Source organism: Streptomyces sp. NBC_00513 (assembly GCF_041431415.1).
GTDB lineage: Bacteria > Actinomycetota > Actinomycetes > Streptomycetales > Streptomycetaceae > Streptomyces.
This window is the reverse complement of sequence record NZ_CP107845.1, coordinates 7,264,491-7,285,086: the sequence shown is the minus strand read 5'-3', so window position 1 is coordinate 7,285,086 and position 20,596 is coordinate 7,264,491. Positions and strand designations below refer to the sequence as shown.

Annotated in this window: 21 protein-coding genes; 10 read left to right on the top strand and 11 right to left on the bottom strand. The window is 74.2% G+C overall.

Going from position 1 to position 20,596, the window contains the following annotated elements; translation table 11 throughout:
* Positions 1–142 precede the first annotated feature (142 nt).
* Genes OHA84_RS32755 through OHA84_RS32745 form a run of 3 tightly spaced genes read left to right on the top strand, consistent with a single transcriptional unit; the run spans position 143 to position 2,405 of the window.
* The gene (locus tag OHA84_RS32755) at positions 143–778 is read left to right on the top strand and encodes an ABC transporter ATP-binding protein (protein ID WP_266968317.1); all 636 of its coding nucleotides are present in this window, start codon (positions 143–145) and stop codon (positions 776–778) included.
* A complete protein-coding gene (locus OHA84_RS32750) occupies positions 775–1,638 on the top strand; it encodes a metal ABC transporter permease (protein ID WP_266968318.1) in 864 nt (287 codons plus the stop codon). The genes OHA84_RS32755 and OHA84_RS32750 overlap by 4 nt, the downstream gene beginning before the upstream one ends.
* Positions 1,596–2,405 (top strand): metal ABC transporter solute-binding protein, Zn/Mn family, encoded by an 810-nt coding sequence (locus tag OHA84_RS32745; protein ID WP_266952913.1) that lies wholly within the window; start codon positions 1,596–1,598, stop codon positions 2,403–2,405. The genes OHA84_RS32750 and OHA84_RS32745 overlap by 43 nt, the downstream gene beginning before the upstream one ends.
* A 105-nt stretch (positions 2,406–2,510) precedes the next feature.
* Here OHA84_RS32745 and OHA84_RS32740 read toward each other — a convergent pair whose 3' ends face one another.
* Together OHA84_RS32740 and OHA84_RS32735 are read right to left on the bottom strand one after the other, a co-directional pair.
* Positions 2,511–4,166: a class I adenylate-forming enzyme family protein gene (locus OHA84_RS32740; protein WP_266968319.1), complete on the bottom strand. Its 1,656-nt coding sequence runs from the start codon at positions 4,164–4,166 to the stop codon at positions 2,511–2,513.
* Positions 4,163–6,022, bottom strand: a complete 1,860-nt coding sequence (locus OHA84_RS32735; protein ID WP_266968320.1) for a CoA transferase — start codon at positions 6,020–6,022, stop codon at positions 4,163–4,165. Before OHA84_RS32735 ends, OHA84_RS32740 begins: the two co-directional genes overlap by 4 nt.
* Before the next feature lie 145 nt (positions 6,023–6,167).
* Here OHA84_RS32735 and OHA84_RS32730 point away from each other — a divergent pair, with 145 nt between their 5' ends.
* Positions 6,168–7,412 (top strand): acyl-CoA dehydrogenase family protein, encoded by a 1,245-nt coding sequence (locus OHA84_RS32730; protein ID WP_266968321.1) that lies wholly within the window; start codon positions 6,168–6,170, stop codon positions 7,410–7,412.
* Between the two features lie 18 nt (positions 7,413–7,430).
* Here OHA84_RS32730 and OHA84_RS32725 read toward each other — a convergent pair whose 3' ends face one another.
* Together OHA84_RS32725 and OHA84_RS32720 are read right to left on the bottom strand one after the other, a co-directional pair.
* On the bottom strand, positions 7,431–8,579 hold the full coding sequence (locus OHA84_RS32725) for a sugar ABC transporter permease (protein ID WP_266968322.1): 1,149 nt from the start codon (positions 8,577–8,579) through the stop codon (positions 7,431–7,433).
* Entirely contained in the window at positions 8,576–9,790 is a 1,215-nt protein-coding gene (locus OHA84_RS32720) for an MFS transporter (RefSeq protein WP_323181830.1), read from the bottom strand. The genes OHA84_RS32725 and OHA84_RS32720 overlap by 4 nt, the downstream gene beginning before the upstream one ends.
* A gap of 171 nt (positions 9,791–9,961) precedes the next feature.
* Here OHA84_RS32720 and OHA84_RS32715 point away from each other — a divergent pair, with 171 nt between their 5' ends.
* From OHA84_RS32715 to OHA84_RS32695, 5 genes are all read left to right on the top strand, one after another.
* Positions 9,962–10,660: a hypothetical protein gene (locus OHA84_RS32715; RefSeq protein WP_266952900.1), complete on the top strand. Its 699-nt coding sequence runs from the start codon at positions 9,962–9,964 to the stop codon at positions 10,658–10,660.
* A gap of 144 nt (positions 10,661–10,804) precedes the next feature.
* Complete coding sequence (locus tag OHA84_RS32710; RefSeq protein ID WP_266952898.1) at positions 10,805–11,404, top strand: sigma-70 family RNA polymerase sigma factor; 600 nt, start codon at positions 10,805–10,807, stop codon at positions 11,402–11,404.
* Positions 11,405–11,515: 111 nt separating this feature from the next.
* Complete coding sequence (locus OHA84_RS32705; protein WP_266952896.1) at positions 11,516–12,022, top strand: GNAT family N-acetyltransferase; 507 nt, start codon at positions 11,516–11,518, stop codon at positions 12,020–12,022.
* A gap of 110 nt (positions 12,023–12,132) precedes the next feature.
* Positions 12,133–12,930, top strand: a complete 798-nt coding sequence (locus OHA84_RS32700) for a 3-hydroxybutyrate dehydrogenase (protein ID WP_266968323.1) — start codon at positions 12,133–12,135, stop codon at positions 12,928–12,930.
* A 245-nt stretch (positions 12,931–13,175) separates the two neighbouring features.
* Entirely contained in the window at positions 13,176–13,562 is a 387-nt protein-coding gene (locus OHA84_RS32695; RefSeq protein ID WP_266952892.1) for a VOC family protein, read from the top strand.
* 39 nt (positions 13,563–13,601) lie between these two features.
* Here the strand turns inward: OHA84_RS32695 and OHA84_RS32690 are convergent, their stop codons facing one another.
* Both OHA84_RS32690 and OHA84_RS32685 read right to left on the bottom strand, forming a co-directional pair.
* Positions 13,602–14,156 carry an STAS domain-containing protein gene (locus OHA84_RS32690; protein WP_266968324.1) on the bottom strand — a complete coding sequence of 185 codons (555 nt, stop codon included), beginning with the start codon at positions 14,154–14,156 and terminating at the stop codon, positions 13,602–13,604.
* Positions 14,157–14,526: 370 nt separating this feature from the next.
* Entirely contained in the window at positions 14,527–14,820 is a 294-nt protein-coding gene (locus OHA84_RS32685; RefSeq protein ID WP_266952888.1) for a hypothetical protein, read from the bottom strand.
* A gap of 222 nt (positions 14,821–15,042) precedes the next feature.
* Here OHA84_RS32685 and OHA84_RS32680 point away from each other — a divergent pair, with 222 nt between their 5' ends.
* Positions 15,043–15,276, top strand: coding sequence for a hypothetical protein (locus OHA84_RS32680; protein ID WP_266952886.1), 234 nt, complete (start codon positions 15,043–15,045; stop codon positions 15,274–15,276).
* A gap of 41 nt (positions 15,277–15,317) precedes the next feature.
* On the opposite strand, the gene OHA84_RS32675 is transcribed toward OHA84_RS32680, so the two are convergent.
* From OHA84_RS32675 to OHA84_RS32655, 5 genes are all read right to left on the bottom strand, one after another.
* On the bottom strand, positions 15,318–16,508 hold the full coding sequence (locus OHA84_RS32675) for a Gfo/Idh/MocA family protein (RefSeq protein WP_266968325.1): 1,191 nt from the start codon (positions 16,506–16,508) through the stop codon (positions 15,318–15,320).
* A gap of 161 nt (positions 16,509–16,669) precedes the next feature.
* Positions 16,670–17,515: a class I SAM-dependent methyltransferase gene (locus OHA84_RS32670; protein WP_266968326.1), complete on the bottom strand. Its 846-nt coding sequence runs from the start codon at positions 17,513–17,515 to the stop codon at positions 16,670–16,672.
* Between the two features lie 133 nt (positions 17,516–17,648).
* The gene (locus OHA84_RS32665) at positions 17,649–18,896 is read right to left on the bottom strand and encodes a cytochrome P450 (RefSeq protein WP_266952880.1); all 1,248 of its coding nucleotides are present in this window, start codon (positions 18,894–18,896) and stop codon (positions 17,649–17,651) included.
* 24 nt (positions 18,897–18,920) lie between these two features.
* Positions 18,921–20,312 (bottom strand): NAD(P)/FAD-dependent oxidoreductase, encoded by a 1,392-nt coding sequence (locus OHA84_RS32660; RefSeq protein WP_266952878.1) that lies wholly within the window; start codon positions 20,310–20,312, stop codon positions 18,921–18,923.
* A complete protein-coding gene (locus OHA84_RS32655; protein ID WP_266953058.1) occupies positions 20,305–20,547 on the bottom strand; it encodes a ferredoxin in 243 nt (80 codons plus the stop codon). The genes OHA84_RS32660 and OHA84_RS32655 overlap by 8 nt, the downstream gene beginning before the upstream one ends.
* Positions 20,548–20,596 lie beyond the last annotated feature (49 nt).

The following is a 20,596-nucleotide window of genomic DNA, read 5'->3' as shown; positions in this document are numbered from 1 at the left end:
GGCGGGTGTCAACCGGCGCGCCCCCGGTCACGAGCCATCCGCAGTGATCCGCGGTGATCCGGAACCGGACGGGCCCCCCGTCCGACTCCTGTGCCGAAGGCGGCGCCGGCCCGCCCACGGCACGAGGACGGGAAGGCACGGGATGGGCGGACTGGATGTGCGGATGCGGGGGGTGGGGTGCCGGCACGGGCGGGTCGAGGCCGTCGCCGGGGTGGACCTGGAGATCTCGGCCGGTGAACGGATCGCGCTGACCGGAACCAACGGCTCGGGCAAGACCACCCTGCTGCGCGCCGTCCTCGGGCTGCACCGCCAGATGACCGGGTCCATCCTGGTCGGCGGCCGGGGCACCGGCTCCGCGGCCGAGTGGGCCTGGCGGCGGCGGTCCTGCGCCTGGATCCCCCAGAAACCGGCGGCGGGCCGGTTCCCCCTGCTGGGAGTCGAGTTGCTCGGCAGCTCGGGTGCCCCCGCCGAGGCCAGTGAGGCGGCGGAGAAGCTGGGCGTGGGGCCGCTGACGAGCCGACCGCTGCACAGCCTCTCGGGCGGCCAACTCCAGCGCATGTACCTCGCCCGCGCCATCGGCGGGGTCGCCGCCGGCGCCATGGTGCTGCTCGCCGACGAGCCGACCGCGGCCCTCGACTTCGACGGCCAGGAGGAAGCGGCCGAGGTCCTGACCTCCCTGCCCGTGACCCTCGTCGTCGTGACCCACGACCGGGCGCTCGCGGACCGCTGCGACCGGGTACTGGAGATGGCGGCGGGCCGGCTCCGGGAGGTCCGGTGATCCTCGCCGCGGCCGATCTCGGCGAACTCCTCGGGCTCCTGCCGGTGCAACGGGCCGGGCTCGCCCTGCTGCTGGCCGCGATCGGACTGCCGATCATCGGCGTGATCATCGTCGGCCTCGACATCATGCCGGTGCGCTTCGCCATGATGCACGTGGCCCTGTTCGGCATCGCCGTCGGACTGCTCACCGGGCTCGACCCGATGCTGTGCGCGCTGGTCGCGTGCGCCCTGGCGGGGGCGGGCGTCGCACCGCTCGCCCGGACCCCGGACGGCCTGTCGGGCGCGATGGGCCTGTTGATGAGCCTGGCGATAGCCGCCGCGCTGCTGTTGCTGGCCGTCTCCGGGGTCAACGCCTCCGGCGCCTTCGCCCTGCTGTGGGGGTCGATCCTGTCCGTGGGCACCGCCGATCTGGTGGTGCTCGGCGTCCTGGCCCTGCTGGTACCGGCGCTCTTCCGGTGGCGGCGGGACGTGGCCCTGCTGCTGTACGACCGGGAACTCGCCCAGTGCTCCGGCGTCCCCGTCCGCGCGCTGACCGCCGTACTGCTGGTGCTGGTCGCGGTCGCGGTCGCCGGGGCGATCAAACTCACCGGCGCCCTGCTGGTCGACGCCCTGACCCTGCTGCCCGCCCTCGCCGCCCGCCGGTTGGGCACCTCGCTGCGTTCCATCACGCTCTGGGCGGTCGCCATCGGGGTCGTCGTGAACCTCACCGGGTTCCTCATCGCCCTCCGATTGGACTGGCCGCCCGGCCCGGTCCTCGTCCTCACCGCGGGGGCAGTCGTCCTCGCGGTCCATTTCCTCCCCGAACGGAGAATCAGCTCATGGCGCGTACCCGCGTCCGATTCGCTTCCCTCCTCGCACTGAGCGCGGCGCTGTCCCTGGTCACCGGCTGCGGCGACGGCGCGGAGTCCGCTCCCGCCGCCGCGAGCGGCACGCCCGCGCGATCCGGGGCACCGGTGGTCGTCGTCACCACGACATGGGAGGGCGCCTTCGCCAAGGCGGCCGGGGTCGCGGACCCGAAGGTGATCGTTCCGCAGTCGGTGCACCACGCCCCGGACTACGACCCGAAGCCCTCCGACCTCGCGGCCGTGGCCAAGGCCGACTTCGTGCTGTACGCGCCGTTCGAACCCTACGCGGCGAAGATCAAGGAGGCTGCCGGCTCCCGGGCGAAACTCGTCGAGGTCAACCTCGACAACGACCCGGACAAGGCCAAGGCGGAGGTCGCGCGGCTGGCCGGACTGTTCGGCACCCAGGGCGCGGCCGCCAAGTGGACCGCCTCCTTCGACACCGAGTACGCGGCGCTCGTGAAGGACGTCCAGAGTGCCCGACCCGGCGGGAAGAGCCCCTCCGTCGTCAGCCAGGTCTTCACGACCTGGGCCGCGAAGCTGTCCGGAGCGGCCCCGGTCGGCACCTACGGCCCCGAGGCGGTCACGCCGGCCCAACTGGCCGAGCTGTCCGCGAAGAAGCCCGCGCTGGTCCTGGACAACGCGCACATGACGACCGGTGTCGTCCTGCCCGACTCGGGCGCGAAGCAGGTCGAGATCGTGAACTATCCCGGCGCGGACCTGGAACTGCTTCCGGTCTACCGCAACGCGGCCGCCGAACTGAAGAAGGCCGTGTCCCCCTCCTGAACCCGGTCGGCTCCCGCCCCGCCCCGCCCCGCCCGGAACGGCTCGGCGACGGTGGGGCGGGCCCGTCCCCGCCCCACCGTCCCCGCCCCGCCGTCGCCGTCCGGCCTACGCGTCGGCCGTGACCCTGCCGAAGCGTTCGCGTACCGCCGTGCGGTCGGGCTTCCCGGCGGGTGTCAGCGGGAGTTCCCCCACCACCAACAGGCGTTCGGGATGCTTGCGCCGCTCCAGACCGCGCCGCGTCAGGTGTCCGGCGAGCGAGGCGAGCGTGAGGTCCTGCGGACCGCGGGCGACGACGCACGCCGCGAGCCGCTCCCCCATCACCTCGTCCGGCACGCCGACGCACACCACGTCCCGCACCCGGGGATGGGAGGCCAGTTCCCGTTCGACCTCGGCGGGGCTGATGTTGGCACCGCCGCGTATCACGATGTCCTTGAGACGACCGACGACGTGCAGGACGCCGTCGTCGTCGATCAGCCCGAGGTCGCCGGTGCGGACCCAACCGTCCGGGGTACGGTACCGGGCGTCGAGCTCGGGCGAGGCCACGTAGCACATCGGGGTCATCGGACCGCGCGCGATGATCTCGCCGACCTGTCCGTCGGGGAGCCGCTCACGGGTCTCGGTGTCCATGATGTGGATGTCGGCGACGCGGGGGTCGGGCCGCCCGGCCGCCACTCCCGCGTCGTCGGCCTCCGGGGTGTCCTCGCCGAGCCCGGTGTGGCAGTTGACTCCGTCGGCCGACCCGTACAGGTTGACGACGGGACAGCCGAAGGCCCTGCCGGCGCTCTCGGCGGTGGTCTCGTCCAGGGCCGCGCCACCGAGGACCAGGGCGGTGGGTGAGGGCAGCGCGCCGGCGTCGGGGCCTTCCTTGTCGAGGTGTTCCAACATCATCCGGACCATCGTCGGCACTCCCAGGACGTGGGTCGGCCGGTGCTCGCGGACGGCCGCAAGCGCGGCTTCGGCGGTGAAGCGGTCGAGCAGGATGAGCGTCCCGCCGTGGCGGGCGAGGGTCACCGCGGTGCCGTTGGAGCCGAACGCCGACGCCAACGGTACGAGGAACAGGCAACGGGGAGCCGCGGCGTCGGGCATCAACGAGGCCAGGAAGTTGCCGCGGCCGCCCGCGAGCGCGTTGTGCGAGTACGCGATCATCTTGGGCTCCGCCTCGGACCCGGAGGACACCAGGATGCGGGCCGCGCTGTCGGGGTCCGGGCGGGCCGCCACGAACGCGGTCGCGTCCGCGCGCAGCAGACCCGCGAGCGCCACGGTGCCCTCGGGGGCGGTACCGGGCCCGGCGGCGATGACGTGGCGCAGCGCGGGCAGGGTGGCGAGCAGGGCGCGCAGGTCGGCGGCGTGCCGGTTGCCCTGGTGTTCGACGGAGGCGATGACCGCGACGGCCTCGGCTCTGCGCAGCAGGCTCTCCGCCTCCAGACCGCCCCGGCCGACGGGGAAGGGCAGCGCCACCGCGCCGAGGGCGGCGAGGGCCAGGTCGGCCATGACGGCATGACGGCCGTTGGGGAGTTGGACGCCGACGACGTCGCCGGGGCGGATGCCGAGTTCCCGCAGGCCGGTGGCAAGCGAACGCACCTTGCGGTCGAGCGCGGTGTAACAGAGTGCGCCCTTGGCGTCGATGACGGCGGTGCGGTGCAGGTCGGCGATCTGGCGGGCCCGGAAGAGGCTGTACAGGTCGAGGTCGGGGCAGGTTCCGTCCACGGCCCAGGAGCGGCGGAGGTCGGCGGGCAGCAGGTCGTGCAGGATGACGGTCACGCGTGGCTCCAGGGGTCGGGAACGGCGGGGGCACCGTGCGCGTCCCGGCTGATCGAGCCGGCGAAGCGCGGGTCGTGGTGCAGGTCGGCGAGGTCGGTGGTGACCGCGGTCGCGGACAGGCCGTGGTCGCGCAGTTGCGCGAGCGCCTCGTCGGTGGACAGTTCTCTGAGGTCGTAGGCGCCGGCCGCCGCCGCGCAGACGTCGGCGGGGACGATCCAGCCGTCGGCGGTCCGCAGGGGGGCGCGGAATCCGGCGGGTCGGCGCATCGGTCCGCCGTTCCGGGCCCGGCTCAGGGTGGGGCCGGTGAGGATGTCGGCGGCGCCGAGCAACGAGGAGTCGACACGGACGCCCTGCCCGCCGCGCTCGCGGGTCAGCAGCCCCGCGAGGACGGCCTGCGCCCCGAGGAGTCCGCCCAGGACGTCGAGCAGGGTCATCAGCGAGGGCGCCGGAGGTTCGTCGCGGGGGCGGGCCGCCTCGCCGATGCCGGTACGGGCCTGGACCATGAAGTCGGTGCCCATGGGGGCGTCGTCGATCCGGCCCGTTCCCCATCCGCCGGTGTACGCGTAGACGAGCGCGGGGTTCACGGCGGCCAGGTCGGTGCAGTCCAGGCCCAGTTCGGCCGCCTTGCCGGGGCCCCAGTTGTGGAGGAACACGTCGGCCCCGGCGGCCATCTCGCGCAGCCGGGCCCGCTCGCCGGGCGACTTGATGTCCACCTCGACGGCCTTCTTGCCCCGGTTGAGGGCCAGCCAGCGGGCGGAGAGTCCGGAGCTGGTGGGGGGCATTCCGCGCAGCGGGTCCCCGCCCGGCGGTTCGATCCGGATGACCTCGGCTCCGAGGAGGCCCAACAGGTGTGCGGCGAGCGGGGCCTGGATGCGACGTCCCGCTTCGAGCACCGTGATGCCGGCCAGCGGTCTCCCGAACCGGAGTGGTGGCGTGGGCCGGTGGCGCGGAGTGTCGCCGGAGCCGTACGGGGCCAGGGTCCAGGGTGCGGCCCCGTCGTGTTCGGCGGCGCGCTCGGCGAGGGTCCGCAGCCGGCACACCTCGGCGCCGGAGCGCGCGGCGGCCTGCCGTAGCCGTGCCCAGGTGTGGGTGCCCGCGGTGCGGTGCAAGGCCTCGGGGAAGGGCGCGCAGGCGGTGGCGTACCGGAACTGGAAGGGCCGCCAGCCGGCCCGGATCGCGTCGGCGGGGGCGTCGAGGGCCCGCCAGAAGGCCGCCCAGGCCCCCGGGTCCAGGGTCTCCAGTTCGAAGAGCGTGCCGTCGACGGAGGTGAAGGGCGGTCCGCCGGGGGCGAGTTCGGCGGCCTCGCCCTCGTCGGCCCCGGCCGCCGCGAGGTACTGGGAGACGGTGAGCAGCCCGGCCCGGTCCACGCTCGTCCCGATCCGTTGGGCCGGGCCGCCTCTGGCCTGGCCCAGCAGGCCGGCGAGGAGTCCCTGGGTGGTGAGCAGGGCGGTCGCGGTGGTCGCGTAGTCGACGGCGAGGGCGCGCGGGGTGCCTTCGCGGCGGCCGTGCACGGCCATGATGCCGGTGGCGGCCTGGGCCGTGGCCTCGTCGGTGATGCCGTGCGCGGGGTCACCGGACCAGCGCGCGTGGGCCTCCTGTCGGTCGAAGTCGCCTCCGGTGAGGGCGAGTCGGGCGCCGCAGTCGTCGTGCCGGCCGGTACCGGTCTCGGCGCCGAGGAGGCGCAGGTGCCCGGCGACCAGCACGGTCAGCGCGGTCATCCCGGCGGGGCCCGTCACTCCGGTCGGCCCGAGGGGGCTCTTCGGCCGGTCCGGACCCTTCGGCCTCGGCGGTCCGCAGACGTCGAGTCGCAGCCCTTCGAGTGGTCGGACGATCTGTGCGGTGACTGGTGAGGCCATGCCTCTCCTCTTGTCCTGGCGCGGCGGTGGCCGGCCCCGGGATGTACGGAACGCGGGAACCGGGTCGGGTGCGCACCCGACCAGCTCCACGGGAAGAGAGTCGGACTGCCGTTCCCTCGGGTTCCCGTTCGAGTGAAGGAAAGCGGTGCTTGGCGAAGTGGTGGACGACGCGGTGGATGACGTGATGGACGATTCGGTCGACGGGTCGGTCGACGGGGAACGCGGCACGGGGCCGCTCGAAGCCGACGCGGACACCGAGCGGTTGAGGGAGCGGGTCACGGAGTTCGTCCGGGGCCGGGTGTACCCGGAGGAGGACGTACTGGACGCCGGCGGCCCGGCGGCCGCTGCCTCGCTGCGCAAGCTCAACGACCTGGCCAGGGCGGAGGGGTTGTGGGCGCTGCCCCTGCCGGTCGAGGCGGGGGGTCAGGGGCTCCCACTGGCCCGGTACGCCCGGATCGCCGAGGCCGAGGGGGCGAGCGATCACGGGCCGGCCGCGCTGGGCTCCGCGTCGTTGCTCGACGTGACGATGCTCCTGCGGCACGGTTCGGCGCGGGTGCGCGCGCTGTACCCGGAACGGCTCACCGCCGGGGAGTCGCGGGCCTGTTACGCCATGACCGAACCGGACACCCCCGGCACCGACCCGTCGCTCACCGCGACCCGCGCCGTGCGGGAGGGGGGCGGCTGGGTCGTGACCGGCCGCAAGTGGTTCACGTCGGGCGCCGCGGAGGCAGACCTCGTCACGGTCCTGGCCCGTACGGACGGAGAGCCGGGCGACCGCGAAGGCCTCTCGTTGTTGGTGGTCCCGACGGCCTCCCCGGGCTTCCGCGTGGTGCGCGAGCTGCCCGTGTTCGGTGCGTCCGGCCAGTGGGAAATCGAGTTCGACCGGGTCCGGGTACCGGACGACCACCTGCTCGGCGCACCCGGCCAGGCCCTGGTCATGGCGGCGGAACGGCTGCGGCTCGGCCGCACCCTGCGCTGTCTGCGCTGGCTCGGTCAGGGTCGGCGCGCCTTCGACCTGATGTGCGCGCGGGCGGCCTCCCGCCCCGGCTCCCGGGGGCCGCTCGACGCGCAACAGCTCGTACAGTCCCATGTGTTCGAGTCGCTGCTGGCCCTGCGCGGTACCCGTCCTCTGGTGTACGAGGCCGTCGACAGGATCGCCGCCGGGCTGGACGCGCACGTGGAGGTCGGGCTGGCCAAGGTGGCCGCCGCCCGCATGCTCCAGCAGGTGGCGGACTCGGCCATCCAGATTCACGGCGCGGCGGGGCTCGGTCCCGACACCCCGCTGCCCGCCCTCTTCCGCACCGGTCGCACCGCCCGGATCCTGGACGGCCCGGACGAGCTCCACATCGGCTCGGTGGCACGCCGGGTGCTGCGCGACCACCGCGCCTGAGCCGGCCCGACCGGGCGGTCACGGCTCTCGGATGTCGACCCGCCCGGTCAGCTCGGCCAACCCCACGGCGAGGAAGAAGTCGCCCCAGATCAGCTCGTGGCGGGTCGCGACGCCCCGCCCCGCGTCGTAGCAGCCGTCCAGCAGCATGCCCCCGGGGCGGATCCCGTCGGCCCGGGTCAGGTGCTCGTCGGTCAACCGGCGCAGGATGGCGACGGCCCGCTCCCGGTGCCGCGCGGCCCGGGGCCCGGGGGCGCGCCCCAGCTTCAGCAGGGCGACGGCCGTGATGGCGGCGGCGGAGGTGTCCAGCGGGCCACCGGGCACGGCCCCGGTCGTCCCGGACCCGACCTCGGTCTCCGCCCCGGATCCGGCCCCGGTCTCAATCTCGGTCTCGGTCTCGCGGTCGTACGGTACGAGGCGCGGTGCGGCTTCCGTCGGACCGCCGGCCAGCAGCTGCGCCGCGGCGGCGCACCGCTCCCTGATCCCCCGCGGGACGGCGGGTCGGTGCACCGCGTCGGCCGCCGCGAGCAGCAGCCAGGCCCGGCCCCGGCTCCAGCCGACCGGCGGGTCCTCGCACCTCCGCGGGCCCGCCTCCCTCTCGAAGTGCCAGGCGGGGATCACGGCGCCGCCCTCGCCCAGGCAGAGGTCGAGATGCCGTTCGAGGTGGGCCGCGGCGGCCCGCTCCCCGGCGGGGCCGCCGGCGGCGAGCAACGGCACCATGCCGGGCACCCCGTCGACCCGGAGCAGCATGCGGGGGCCGCCGAAGGCCGATCCCCAGGGCACCGCGCCCAGTTCGGGGTCGAAGGCGGCCGTGCAGGCCCGGGCCGCCCGGACCCGCAGGTCCCGTGCCACCGGGTCGCCGCCGGCGAGTGCGGTGCCGTACCAGAGGATCAGCCCGCGGGTCGCGGTGTCGTCGTCCACCCGGTCGGCGAGTCGCGCCGTGCACGCGGAGGCGGCGGCCCGGTCCTCCTCGGCCCCGGTGTGCCGGGCCAGGAGCCACAGCAACCCGGCCCAGAACCCGCCGGTCCACGCGCCCCGGCCGGTGGTGGCCCACCGCCCGGTGTCCGGGTCGGCGTACAGCGGAAACCGCTCCCCGACCTCGGCGCGGGTGCCGGCCACCCGGTCGAGTACGCCGTCCAGCGCCGCGTCGGCCCAGGGCGCCGTGCTCACGTCGTCACCGCGGCCCGGGCCCGTGCACCGCGCTCCCGTACCGCCCAGGTCGTGGCGACGGCGCAGGCGACCGCGAACTCGGCGGCGACGAGCAGCCACCCGGCGCCGTACCGGCCGCCCTCCGCGAGCGCGCCGAACAGCGGCGGGCCCACCGCGAACCCGGCGAAGAACCCGGCCGAGACGAGCGCCGAGTCCTGTCCGGCCCGCCCGGACCCGGCCCGTTGCATCACCAGCACCATCGAGACGGCGTTGCCCGAGACGGCGAACACCCCGACGGCCACCACGGCCGGCCAGACCAGCGGCGGCGCCCACAGGGACGCGGCCAGCAGCCCGGCCGCCGCCACCGCGCCGGCCGCCAGCAGGCCGGACAGCCACTCGGCCCGCCCGGGCCGGGCCGCCTTGGCCCAGCCGATGCGGCCGACGATGCCCGCGACGCCAAGAACGGCGACGAGGGCGGCGGCCGTCGTGGCGCCCATGTCGAGCCGTCGGGCGCCGAACAGGGCGACGTAGGTGTTCACCGAGGCGATCCCGGAGCCGAGGAAGACGGAGAAGACCGTGAGCCAGGCGATGGCGCCCCTGGGCACCGGGGAGAACCGGGAAGGGGCGTTCCGTGCGGGCGGGTCGGCGGGTAGCGCGCGCCAGGCCCACAGCGCCACGATCGCGGCGCTCGCGGCGGCGGTCCACACCGCGGCCCGCCACCCGACCCCGCCGGCCAGCACCGCCAGCGGCAGCCCCGCCGCGAAGGCCCCCGCCTGGACGCCGGATTGCTTCGTCCCGGTGACCGCGCCGCGCCGGGCCGGGGGGACGGCGGCCAGGATCGCCTTGTTGGTGGCCGGGTTGGCCAGTGCCTGGGGCAGTCCGCCCAGGGCCACGGCCGCGAGCAGGAGCCCCGGTCCGGGCGCGGAGCCGATCAGCGCGAGCGCCCCGCCGGAGACGAGCAGCAGGAGGACGAGGGACCGGCGCGGCCCGATCCGGTCGACGAGCCGACCGCCGAACGGCGACAGTACGGCCGCCGTGCCGAAACCGATGGTCGTGGTCAGGCCCAACACGGTCGTCGACACGTGAAGTTCGTCCACCAGACGGGGGCCGAGCGCGCCGAGCAGGAACAACTGGAGCATGGAGAACGCCATGGCGCAGGTGAGGAGGGCGGTCAACCGGTGCTCGCCCCGTGGCGGTCCCGCCTCCCGCGCCGACTGCTCTCGATCCGCCACCCGTTGCCCCGTTCCTCGGTCGTCCCTTCGGTCGGGACAGGAGTCGAGGGAGCCGACCCAGTGGTTCCGGAGCCCTGTTGTGGCGTGCGACACACCACTTTTTGTCAGGTCGGGGCAAGTTTGGGCGCCCCTCTGGGGATGCCGTGAAGGGAATGCGACGATGAGCCCGCCATGACACCAGGTCGATGTTGCCGAGCGTTGCGGGCCGCGATGTTCGCGGCCACCTGCGTGCTGCTCGCGGCCGTCGGACACGTCCTCATGTCGGACAAGGCCGTCCCCTGGTGGGCCATGGCGGCGGGGTTCGCCGGCGTCGGAGCGACCGCCTGGGTCCTCGCCGGCCACGAGCGGGGCCTGTTCTCCGTCACCTCGGCGGCGGTCGCCGTCCAAGGCGCCCTGCACTACGGGTTCTCGCTGGTCCAGGCGGGTGCCGGAACCGCCGGCGGCAGCCTCACCCACCCGCCGGGGACGATGTCCCACGGCGCCGTCACGGCCCACACCGGTCACCACATGGCAGGCGCGGTCCCCTCGGGCGCCGCGACCGCGATGAACGGGGCGACGGGGGCCACCGAGCCCGGCGGCACGGCCGGGATGGCCGACATGTCGTCGACCGGCATGCTCAGTGCCCACCTGCTCGCCGCACTGCTCTGCGGCCTGTGGCTCGCCTACGGCGAGCAGGGCGCGTTCCGTGTCCTGCGCGCGGTGATCGGCCGGATTCGCGTTCCTCTCCGGCTCCTCTTCCGCCTTCCCCCGCCCGCGCACCGACCCCGGGTCCGGCCACGTCGGGACCACCGGTCCCGGCCGCTGCGCGGTCTGTTGCTCGTCCACGCCATCACCTCACGGGGCCCGCCTCAGGGGATCGCTGTCATCTGACAGCCGGCTCCCCGGACGGCGACGGCACTCGGCCGCGCGCACCGGGCACAGGTCCTGCCGTTCGGCGGGCCGTACCCCTCACCGGCGCCGCCGCCCCCGATCGGCGCGGCGGCACATGCCGGATTCCCGGAAGGACATCAGGCGATGACCCCTGCCCTGCTCCCCCGTCCGATCACCGCCGAGACGGCGCCCGCGCGACACACCGCCGGATCGGACGAGCCCACCACACGGCTCGCTCTCGCCGCCCGCGACGGCGACCCCGACGCGGTGGACCGCTTCGTCCGCGCCCTGCAGCGCGACGTCTGGCGCTACGTCGCCTACCTCAGCGCGGACCCGCAGGCGGCGGACGACCTCACCCAGGAGACGTTCCTGCGGGCCCTGGGCAGCCTGCACCGTTTCGAGGGGCGTTCCTCCGCCCGTACCTGGCTGTTGTCGATAGCGCGGCGCACGGTGGTGGACAGCCTCCGGCACAAGGCGGCCCGACCCAGGCTCTCCGGGCGGGACGACTGGCAGACGGCGGCCGAGCAGACCCAGCCGTTGGATCTGCCGGGGTTCGAGGACGGCATCGCGCTGGCGGAACTCCTCGCCACGATCCCGGCCGACCGCCGCGACGTCTTCGTCCTCACCCAGGTACTGGGCCTTCCCTACGCGGAGGCCGCCGACGCCCTGGGGTGTCCGATCGGCACGGTCCGCTCCCGGGTGGCGCGGGCCCGTACGTCGCTGATCGCGCTCCTGCGCGCGTGATCGGGGCGGGCCGGTGACCACCCGGTCGCCGGCCCGTGCCCCGCACGCCGTCGCACGGCGCCGCCCGAAAAGCGTGCGGCGCCGCCGCGGGGCCGGGGTGAGAATGCGCGCATGCGCATTCGAGCCGTCCGCACCGCCGAACTGCCCCTCCTCCAGGAGATCGAGAGGGCGGCGGGCGAGTGTTTCCGTGAGATCGGCATGGTGGAGATCGCCGAGGACGAACCGCTTCCGCTCGCCGAACTCGCCCGTCACCAACGGGCCGGATCGGCCTGGGTCGCGACCGACGGAGCGGACGTACCGGTGGCGTACCTGATCGCGGACCGGGTGGACGACGCTCTGCACGTCGAGCAGGTGTCGGTACACCCGGACAGCGCGCACCGCCGCATCGGGCGCGCGCTGCTCGATTTCCTGGCGGACCGTGCCAGGGCCGAGGGGCTCGCGGCCCTGACGCTCACCACCTTCGCCGAAGTTCCGTGGAACGCCCCCTACTACGCGCGCTGCGGTTTCCGGATCCCCTCGGAGGACTCCCTGGGCCCCGACCTGCGGGGGGTTCGCGCGCGGGAGGCGGCCCACGGGCTCGACCGGTGGCCGCGGGTGACGATGCGTCGGGACCTGTGAGACGCGCGCCGCGCCCGGCCCCGGCATGGGCGGGCGCACCATGCCGGAGGCCCGGACTGTGTGGCGTCGCGCCATGGGCGGAGGGCGGGCGCCGTCCCTACTGTTCCCGCATGACGAGCAGACTCCCCCTCCCCCCTCCCCCACCGGCCCCGGGCCCGGCCGGCACGGATCCACGGGGGCGGGTCGCGCTGGTGACCGGCGCCGGCAGCGGGATCGGCCGGGCCTGCGCCCTCGCCCTCGCCGCGGCCGGCGCGACCGTGCACGTCGTCGACATCGCCCGGGGGCCGGCCCGCGAGGTCGCGGCGGCGGTCGGCGGCCGGGCCCACGTCGTCGACCTGGCGGACCCGGCGGCCATCTCCGCCCTGCCCACCCGTGTCGACATCCTGGTCAACAGCGCGGGTCTCCAGCACGTCGCCCCGATCACCGAGTTCCCCCCGGAGCGGTTCGCCCTCATCCAGCAGGTGATGGTAACGGCGCCCTTCCTGCTCCTGCGTCACGTGCTGCCGCACATGTACGCGGGCGGCTGGGGCCGGGTGGTCAACATCTCCAGCGTGCACGGACTGCGGGCCAGCGCGTACAAGTCCGCCTACGTGGCGGCCAAACACGCCTTGGAGGGGCTGAGCAAGGTCACCGCGATCGAGGCCGCCGCCCACGGGGTCACCAGCAACTGCGTCAGCCCCGGCTACGTCCGTACGCTCCTCGTGGAGGGCCAGGTCCAGGACCAGGCGGCGGCCCACGGGGTGAGCCCCGAGGACGTCCTGTCCGACGTGCTGCTCGCCCGTTCGCCGATCAAGCGGCTCATCGAACCGGAGGAGGTGGCGGCGGCCGTCCTCTGGCTCTGCGGCCCCCACACCGGCTACGTCACCGGCACCTCGATCTCCCTGGACGGCGGCTGGGGCGCGAACTGAGCGCGGCGACCGCGGCCGGCGGCTCCACCCGGGGGCGGGTCGCGCCCCCGCGTGTCGGCCCGACACGCCAAACGGACCCTCGGATCTCGGGGTCCGGGGGTCCGTTCACGCGCCATCATGTGCCATGGCCCCTCGCCCGGTCGGGACTCCCGCCGGACCGGCTGCGATTCTCACCCCTTCGGCCACCCCACGGCGGCCCGGCCGCGTCCCGGCGGACCGCCCCGAACAGGACTGGACGCGTCCGCATGGTGCACGTACTCGGCAGCAGGATCCTCCTGACACCCACGGACCCCGAACGGTCCCGTGCCTTCTACGGCGAGGCCCTGGGGCTCGCCGTCCACCGCGAGTTCGGCACCGGACCCGAGCGGGGGACCGTGTACTTCCTGGGCGGCGGCTTCCTGGAGCTCTCGGGCCGCGCCGACACCCCGCCGGCGCCCGGACCGCGCCTGTGGCTCCAGGTCGCGGACGCGCGGGAGGCTCACGAGGAGCTGCTCGGGCGGGGTGTCGAGGTGCTGCGTCCGCCGCTGCGCGAGCCGTGGGGCCTGATCGAGATGTGGATCGCGGATCCGGACGGCATGCGGATCGCCGTGGTGGAGGTGCCCGCCGACCATCCCCTGCGGTTCCGCCCCTGAAGCGGTACCGGCCCCCTGCCCGCACGCGCGCCGGTGTCGTCACCTCTGTGCCGGGACACCGCCCGTGGCCGACGGCGACGGGACCCCCTCGGGCCGGCCGGCGACCCACCCCCGCCCGCCGACGGTGCCTCCGGCATCGGCCCGGGCCCGCCGGGCGCCCCGGGGGGCGCTCGCGCGCGCATGCCGGATCGCGGGGACCAGGCGCAGTTCCGTGACCAGGGTGAAGAGGTTCCCGGCCTGGCCCCGCAGCCCCAGGATCACCAGGTCGTCGCCGTGCCGCTCGGCGCGGGCGTGCAGCCGGACGAGGAATCCCAGGCCCGCGAGGTCCATGAAGGTGACGCCGGCCAGGTCCAGGACCACCGCCGCCGGGGCCGGCAGGGTGCCCAGGATCCGGTCGAGGCCGTCCAAGGCCCCGAGGTCGATCTCACCGCAGGCCGTGATGACGACGGTGCCGCCGGCGAGGACGGCGGTGACCTCGAAGGCGTAGCCCTTGGCGGCGGCCCGCGCGGCGGCCGTCGATCCGGTGTCGCACGGGGCCTGCCCGGTGTCACGGGGAACCTGACGGCCGTCCCGGAACCACTGTGCGACGAGCATGTCGTAGATCGGCGTGTCCGCCGGCCGTCCTCGGGCCGGCCGGAGCGGCGCGGGCGACCGGACGGACGTGGTTGCCGCGGGGCGCGTGGGCGTCATACCGGGGTGAACGATCCTGCCCGACGGGAGGTCGCGCCGCGTTATCAGGCTGTGTCCCGGCGCCACCCTCGACCGCCGTCACCGGATCGTGGCGGATGCCGGGCGGCGACGCGCGGGAGCCGCGTTCGACGTCCGGCGGCTGCCACGCGGCGGGCACACGTCGCGGCCGGCCCCGGGCCGGCTCACCCGTTCGGCCCCAGAGCCGGCCGGGGAGATCTCCGCGGGCGACCCGTACGGCGGCCGGGCCTGCGAGAGGCTCGGCCGCGGGCGGGGATCACGCGACGCGTCTGGCCCAGTGGAGGGGAACCTCGGCCCCTCCACCTGCGCGTACCGTCTCGACCACAGCCTGATGGAGGTCCCGGCTCTCTCCTTCCGAGATGCATTCCACCGGGCTGCCGGACAGGGTGAACCAGTCCGACGAACCGCTGTACTGAACCGCCACCTGCGCCTGTGCACCCGTCCAGGTCGTGTGCACGGTCAGGTTCCCGGAGATGACGCCCACCTCGGTGGTGCGGACACCGCCGGCCTCCGGGTAGATCCCCGTGGTCGTCCAAGAAGCCCAGGCCATTCGGCATCCACCTCCTTCCGTCAGCGATCGGCGAGACGCAGGAGGCCTGACACGGGGCCCGCACGCCGGCCGGCACTGATCGCCACCGACGTCCCCGCTCAAACCTCCTCCACCTCATTTCCCTCCTCTTGGTCTACCCCCATTGGCCCCATCGCTCACAGGGGGCTCTCATGGAAATCACGCCGGTGCCGCTGCCCGCGTCGAGCACGGAAGGGTACGCCCATGTACGAAATGCGCGCCGAGTCCACCTCCGACCGCAACCAACTGTTGTGGCACGTGATCGCGAAGGAAGCGACCCTCAACACCCTGTGCGGCTTTCAGCTCGGTCCCGACCAGGCCGCGAAGTCGATGACCGAGCCCGGTTCGGAGCGCTACTGCGCTCCCTGCATGGACGCCTTCGGCAAGGCCGTGCACGACTCCACGAAGCCCCTGTCCCCCACGAGCGCGGGCGACTGAGCCCCCGCCGGACCGCGCGCCCGGGACCCCGGTGCGCGCGGTCAACGGGCTTCGGGGCGCTGGCCCTGTTCGAAGTACGCCACGAGCCCCGGGTCGAGCGGGGGTACGCGTCGCGGGATGCCCCCGTCGCGCAGTGACGTGGTCGCGAGGCAGCCCGCGGCGACCGCCATGCGGGCCGCGACGGGAGAGGTGTCGGTGGCTCCCCCGTGGCGGACGAAACGCAGGAACTCGTCGATCAAGAGCGGATCGGCGCCGCCGTGGCCGCCGCCCGAGGGCGCGGCGATGGCGTGGCAGGCGTCCGGGGCGGCCCGGTACCCGGACCGCCGGCTGTTCCAGACCCGTACCTCGCCGCCCGGGCCGTCACCGAAGTTCTCCAGGCGACCGGCGTCACCGATGACGGTGTAGTTGCGCCAGTAGTCGGGAGTGAAGTGGCACTGCTGGTAGGCGGCCAGGACTCCGTTGGCGAGTCTCAGGTTCAGCAGCGAGACGTCCTCCACGTCGATGACCGGATTGAGGCCCCGCTGGGTGTGCGGCGGCCAGTGTCCGTCCTGGGTGTACCAGTCCTCGTGCTTGGGTTCGCCGTGGGCGCGGCGGTGCGGGTTCTCCCCGTAGACCATCAGGTCGCCCATGGCCTGCACGTCTCGGGTGTAGGAACCCGCGAGCCAGTGCAGGACGTCGATGTCGTGCGCCGCCTTCTGGAGCAGCAGGCCGGTGGTGTAGCGGCGTTCGGCGTGCCAGTCCTTGAAGTACCAGTCCCCGCCGAAGCCCACGAAGTGGCGGACCCAGATCGTCCTGACGCGGCCCACGGCGCCGCCGTCGATGAGCCCGCGCATCAATCGCACCACGGGCATGTGCCGCATGTTGTGGCCGACGTACAGCCGCGTGCCCGTCTCGCGGGCGGTGCGCAGGACCGAGTCGCACGCGGCCACGGAGATGTCGAGGGGCTTCTCGACGAACACCGGTTTACGGGCCTTGAGGATCCGGCAGGCCAGGTCGGCGTGCGTGTGGTCGGGGGTGAGGACGAGGACGGCGTCGATGCCGGAGTCCTCGATCACATCGAGGTGGTCGGTGGTGACGCGCGCGTCCGGGAAGGCGGTCGCCGCCGCGGCGCGGGCGCGCGGGTCGGGGTCCGCGACGGCGGTGACCGCGGCTCCCCGGCCGGGGCGGTGGGCGGTGCGCGCGAGGCTTCCGCGCAGGCCGTATCCGAGGACACCGATACGCATGTCGGTCAAGGTCGACTTCCTTGGCGTCGAACGTGGTCACCGGCGGCGCCGCCGGCAGGCCTCGTGACGCTTCCCTTCCCCGGGGCACCACAATCGGGCGCGTTCACGGCGGACCTCACCCCGGGGCCCGTACTCCGGCGCCTTCACCGGGCGCGTTCAGTCGGGCGCGTTCAGTCGGGCGCGGGGTCGTTGCGGCCCCAGGCGGTGAGCATGCCGGCCGAGAGGTCGGCGCAGTCGGGCGAGTCGAGGTAGGCCATCGCCGCGTCGACGCTCGCGTCGTCCACCTGCCCCGTCGCCACGATCGCCGCTCTCGCCCGGTCCCACGTGTCCGCCCAGAAGCGGCTGATGGGGCTTCCGGGGAGCAGGGGAGGCACCCGGATCTCGGCGCCCACCCGGGCGAGTCCCGCGGCGCGCAGCAGGTGCGGGTGGTCCGTGATCCGGGAGACGTCGGTGCCGATGGTGTTCCGCAGTCCTTGCCACATGGCCCGCATGACCCGGGTGTACGGCGTCGTGTCCGCGGCGGCGTCGTCGTTCGGGTCGACGGCGTCGCTGATGACCAACACCCCTCCCGGGAGCAGGAGTCGGGTGAGCGAGGAGATCAGGCGGGGGCGTTCGGGAAGGTGCATGAGGACGAACCGGGCGTGGACCAGGTGGAATCGGCGGCCGGGATCGAAGTCCGGGGCGGTGATGTCCGCTTCCATGACGTCGAGCCCGGGGAGGGGGTGGGCGGTCAGGAAACGCACGTCTCGGTCGACGGCGAGGACGGAGTCGACGTGCTCCTCCCGCAACAGCCGCCGGCTGACCGTTCCCGTTCCGGCGCCCAGGTCGAGGCAGTTCCATCCCGGTCCGGCGCCGAGGTCGCGCAGGCGGGCCATCGTGATGTCGTCGTAGGTGAGCGCGCCGAGGTCGATGCGGTCGCCCTCGCCGACCAGATCGGGTGGGAAGACGTCCTCGCCGTACCGGCCGGCGGCGCGCGGCCCGGGTGTCGACCCGTCGGGCCCTGGGTGTGCGCACATGTTCAAGTCACCGCCGTTTCAACGGGGTTCGGCGTCGGTCCGGCGAGAGCCGCCGGTGGTCCCGGCGGCTCTCGCTCGATGCGGCTCTTCCGATCGGCAGGTGAGGCCGCTCTGCGCAAGGGCGGGGGCGCCGTCAGGGGCGGATCCCGTCGCAGGTGATCTCCAGGTGGCGCGGGCCGCGCAGGACCGCGTTCTGGCGGTAGGGCGGCGGGTCCTCGATGAGTCGGGGGTTCTCCAGCCGGCGGGCCAGCTCGCTGAGCGCGAGTTGCGCCTCCAGCCGCGCCAGCGGGGCGCCGAAGCAACTGTGGATGCCGCTGCCGAGTCCCAGGTGTTGGATGTCCTTGCGGTACGGGTCGAAGCGGTCGGGGTTCTCGAAGCGGTCCGGGTCCCGGTTGCCCGAGGCCAGGACCAGCCACATCGAGGAGCCCTTGGGGATGGTGACCCCTCGGACCTCGATGTCGACGAGCGGGGTGCGCTGCGGCAGGAGTTGCACCGGTGGCTCGTAGCGCAGCAGTTCCTCCACCAGCGGCACGGCGAGCTCCGGGTTCTCGCGCAGGTCGGCCAGGACGTCCGGGTGGCGCAGCAGGGTGAGCATGCCGTTGGTGATGAGGTTGACGGTGGTCTCGTGGCCGGCGATCAGCAGCAGGGCGGAGGTGCTGAGCAGTTCCATCGTGCTCATCGTGTCGTCCTGGCCGTGTCCGGCGGCCAGTTCGGACAGCATGTCGTCCTGGGGGTTCTTGCGCCGCTCCTCGATCAACCCGGCCAGGTACATGCCCAGTTCCATGCGGGCGTCGTGGGTGACGCGGAGCCGCTCGGCCGGGTCGGCGTCCGGGTCGGGGTCGAGGCCCGCGGCGATGGTGTCGGCCCAGCTGTGGAAACGGGGCTCGTCCTCGCGCGGCACGCCCAACAGCCGGCAGATCATGGTGACGGGGAACGGGTAGGCGAACTGGTCCACCAGGTCGATGCGGCCGGGATCGCCGAGGTTGTCGATGAGTCCGCTGACGATGCCGTGGAGGTCGCCGCGCATGCCGTCGATGCGGTGGGGGGAGTGCGGCGGCCCGAAGGGCCGGTTGGTCATCCGTCGCAGTCGGTCGTGCTCCGGGGGGTCGAGCTTCAGGAAGCTCGGCGGCAGCGCCGCCTCCTCCCCGCCGCCCCCGCCCTCGTCGTCGGCCAGCGGGTCGCCGGCCGTCGCGGTCAGGTTGTGGGCGTCGGAGCTGAGCCGCGGGTCGTGCAGCAGGCTCTGGATGTCGTGGTAGGTGCTGATGACGTAGGGCCCGGTTCCGTCGTGGAAGACGGGGGTCTTGCGCAGTTCCTCGTACAGGGGGTACGGGTTCGCGCGGTTCGAGTAGTCCAGGATCTGCTTCAGGATGCCTTCGGCCATGTCGGTCCTCCGGGGGCGTGCGGGTCAGTGCCCGGCGGGGGTGAAGGTCATCCGGCGGTCGGCCGGCGAGTACCCGCTGAGGGTGATGGTGGGGCCGTGCGTGGGCACGGAGGGGTCGGGGAAGTCGGCGGGGATCGGGCGCTGCCCGTCGGCGCGGCGGTCGACCGTGGGGAACGGCGGCGGGAAGGGCGCGGTGGCCTCGATCTGCTGCTCGTAGAACTGGAGCCAGCGGCAGTTGTCGAAGGTGACGGCTCCGATGACACGTCCCTGGTAGCCGTAGACGCCGGTGAAGCGGCGCTCGGCACGCGAACCCTGGGTGATCATGATCTCGGTGCCCATGGAGGGCACGCCGACCGACTTGATGTTCACCCCGAACTGCGAGGACCAGAAGGCAGGCACCCAGATGTGGGGGCGCCGGTCGCTGCTCTCGCTGAGCATGTTGTGCGCGGCCGTCTCGGCCTGGGCGACGGCGTTGCCCCAGTGCTCCAGCGACAGGAACTGGTAACCGAACAGCGGGTGCGGGGAGCGCGCCACGTCACCCGCGACGAAGACGTCGTCGGTGACGATGCCCCGGACGTCGAAGGCCCGGCAGCCGGCGTCGCAGGCGATGCCGCGCGGGCCGGCTCCGAGGCCGGAGCCGGCCAGCCACTCCGTGTTGCGCTGCGCGCCGAGGGAGACGACCACGACGTCGCACTCGAGGGTGGTGCCGTCCGAGAAGTGGGCGGCGCGGACCCGTCCGGTCGCGCCGCCCTCCAGCCGGGTGACCATGACCCCGGTGCGCAGGTCGACACCGTTCTCCCGGTGCATCTCGGCGGCCACGGCGCCGATCACCCCGCCGAGCGCGCCCACGAGGGGGGCGTCGCCGCGCTCGGCGACGGTGACCTCCAGGCCGCGCTCGCGGCAGGCGGAGGCGATCTCGGAGCCGGTGAACCCGGCGCCGATGACCAGGACCCGCTTGGGGCCCGCGTCGAGCCGGCGGGCCAGCCCCGCCCCGTCGTCGCGGGTGCGGAGCACGAAGACCCCGTCGAGTTCGGCCTCGGCCTCGTTCGGCCAGGGCCGGGCGCGGACACCGGTGGCGATCATCAGCCGGTCGTAGGGCACCTCGTCGCCGTCGGCGAGCTTGACGCGCCGGGCCGCCATGTCGAGGCCACTGGCCGGGACGCCGAGCCGCCACTCGGCGTCGATCTCGCGGCGGCGGGGCAGCGCGGTGTGCTCGGCGGTGGCCTTGCCGAGCAGGACCTGCTTGGACAGGGGCGGCCGGTCGTACGGCTCGTACGGCTCGTCGCCGATCATCGTGAGCGTGCCTTCGAAGCCCTTGTCCCGGAGCGTCTCGGCGGCGCGCAGACCGGCCAGCGACGCGCCGACCACGACGATCCGCCCCTCGCGCTTCAGCCGGTCCAGGGACCCGTCAGGCATGGGGGGCCTCCCCGCTCGCGGCGGCCCGCCCGGCGGCGGCCATGTCCATCTCGTCCACGAGGATCGCCTGCACGGGGCAGGCGGCGACGGCCTGGGCGACGCGCTCGCGCTGTGCGGACTCGGCCTCCGGGTCGTAGAGCAGTCCTTCGTCCCCGTGCATCGCGAAGACGTCGGGCGCGAGGAATGCGCACTGGGCGTACCCCTGGCACCGGTTCAGGTCGACGACAAGCCTCAACAAGGTGCGGTCCTTTCGGTGACCCCCGCGGCTACCGGATCCAGCGTGC

What these genes read in the sequence shown, in the direction of transcription:
- OHA84_RS32715 (WP_266952900.1), top strand. Translation starts at nt 9,962, where the DNA reads ATGACACCAGGTCGATGTTGCCGAGCGTTGCGGGCCGCGATGTTCGCG.
- OHA84_RS32690 (WP_266968324.1), bottom strand. Translation starts at nt 14,156, where the DNA reads ATGCTCGTCGCACAGTGGTTCCGGGACGGCCGTCAGGTTCCCCGTGAC.
- OHA84_RS32680 (WP_266952886.1), top strand. Translation starts at nt 15,043, where the DNA reads ATGTACGAAATGCGCGCCGAGTCCACCTCCGACCGCAACCAACTGTTG.
- OHA84_RS32695 (WP_266952892.1), top strand. Translation starts at nt 13,176, where the DNA reads ATGGTGCACGTACTCGGCAGCAGGATCCTCCTGACACCCACGGACCCC.
- OHA84_RS32705 (WP_266952896.1), top strand. Translation starts at nt 11,516, where the DNA reads ATGCGCATTCGAGCCGTCCGCACCGCCGAACTGCCCCTCCTCCAGGAG.
- OHA84_RS32710 (WP_266952898.1), top strand. Translation starts at nt 10,805, where the DNA reads ATGACCCCTGCCCTGCTCCCCCGTCCGATCACCGCCGAGACGGCGCCC.
- OHA84_RS32700 (WP_266968323.1), top strand. Translation starts at nt 12,133, where the DNA reads ATGACGAGCAGACTCCCCCTCCCCCCTCCCCCACCGGCCCCGGGCCCG.
- OHA84_RS32660 (WP_266952878.1), bottom strand. Translation starts at nt 20,312, where the DNA reads ATGCCTGACGGGTCCCTGGACCGGCTGAAGCGCGAGGGGCGGATCGTC.
- OHA84_RS32755 (WP_266968317.1), top strand. Translation starts at nt 143, where the DNA reads ATGGGCGGACTGGATGTGCGGATGCGGGGGGTGGGGTGCCGGCACGGG.
- OHA84_RS32745 (WP_266952913.1), top strand. Translation starts at nt 1,596, where the DNA reads ATGGCGCGTACCCGCGTCCGATTCGCTTCCCTCCTCGCACTGAGCGCG.
- OHA84_RS32685 (WP_266952888.1), bottom strand. Translation starts at nt 14,820, where the DNA reads ATGGCCTGGGCTTCTTGGACGACCACGGGGATCTACCCGGAGGCCGGC.
- OHA84_RS32735 (WP_266968320.1), bottom strand. Translation starts at nt 6,022, where the DNA reads ATGGCCTCACCAGTCACCGCACAGATCGTCCGACCACTCGAAGGGCTG.
- OHA84_RS32670 (WP_266968326.1), bottom strand. Translation starts at nt 17,515, where the DNA reads ATGTGCGCACACCCAGGGCCCGACGGGTCGACACCCGGGCCGCGCGCC.
- OHA84_RS32665 (WP_266952880.1), bottom strand. Translation starts at nt 18,896, where the DNA reads ATGGCCGAAGGCATCCTGAAGCAGATCCTGGACTACTCGAACCGCGCG.